The 901-nt window shown below is 44.1% G+C and carries 1 protein-coding gene; it reads left to right on the plus strand.

Features of this window, described 5'->3' with window-relative positions; translation table 11 throughout:
• The coding region (gene prmB, locus ACS8FD_RS18090) for a 50S ribosomal protein L3 N(5)-glutamine methyltransferase (protein WP_439276865.1) at window positions 1–901 on the plus strand (901 nt) is incomplete at both ends.

The raw sequence follows: 901 nt of genomic DNA on the forward strand, positions 1-901 counted from the left end.
ACTGACGAGTTTGCTGAAGCGTCAGCGATTGTTTTGCATTCTCTGTCTTTAGATTGGGCCGCCAATGAGCAAATACTTGATTGCCGTTTGACGACGTCAGAAAAACAGCAGGTGCTAAGCTTATTAGAAGAGCGTATCGCTGAACGAAAACCGCTGAGTTACCTAATCAATTTGGCCTATTTTTGTGATCTGCCTTTTTATGTCGATGAACGCGTTCTTATTCCGCGCTCGCCCATAGCGGAGTTAATCCGCCAGCAGTTTCACCCATATTTTGATGTCAATGAGCTTGCAAAGCCTCTAGGTGCAACTGTTAATGGTCAACCGGCTGTGTTTTATGATCATGGGCTTGATATGAAACAATTGTCACAACCAGAGCGTATTTTAGATCTATGCACTGGGTCAGGTTGTATTGCTATTGCACTGGCGACACGTTTTGTCGATGCCTTAGTCGATGCGGTTGATATTGACAAAGGAGCATTAGAAGTGGCGATGGTCAACGTTGATCATCACGATCTTGGTCATCAAGTGAACGTGATCGAATCAGATCTATTTGCAAAGATTCCAGCGGAAAATCAATATGAACTTATTGTGACCAATCCTCCTTATGTTGATGCTGCTATCATGGCCGACTTACCGCCTGAGTTTTTATATGAGCCTGAGCAAGCACTGGCTGCTGGACAAGATGGACTGGATTTGGTGCATCGTATTTTATTTGAAGCGCCAGAATATCTAAGTCCTGAAGGCTTGTTAGTGTGTGAAGTGGGTGATAGTGAGTGGGCGCTTAGACAAGCTTATCCAGACATTCAGTTTGACTGGCTAAAATTTGCACTCGGTGGTCATGGTATTTTTGCGATTACTTTTGATGAGCTAATGGCGCATCGTGAATTGTTCGCACATTACG

The organism is Psychrobacter sp. 1U2, assembly GCF_051847575.1.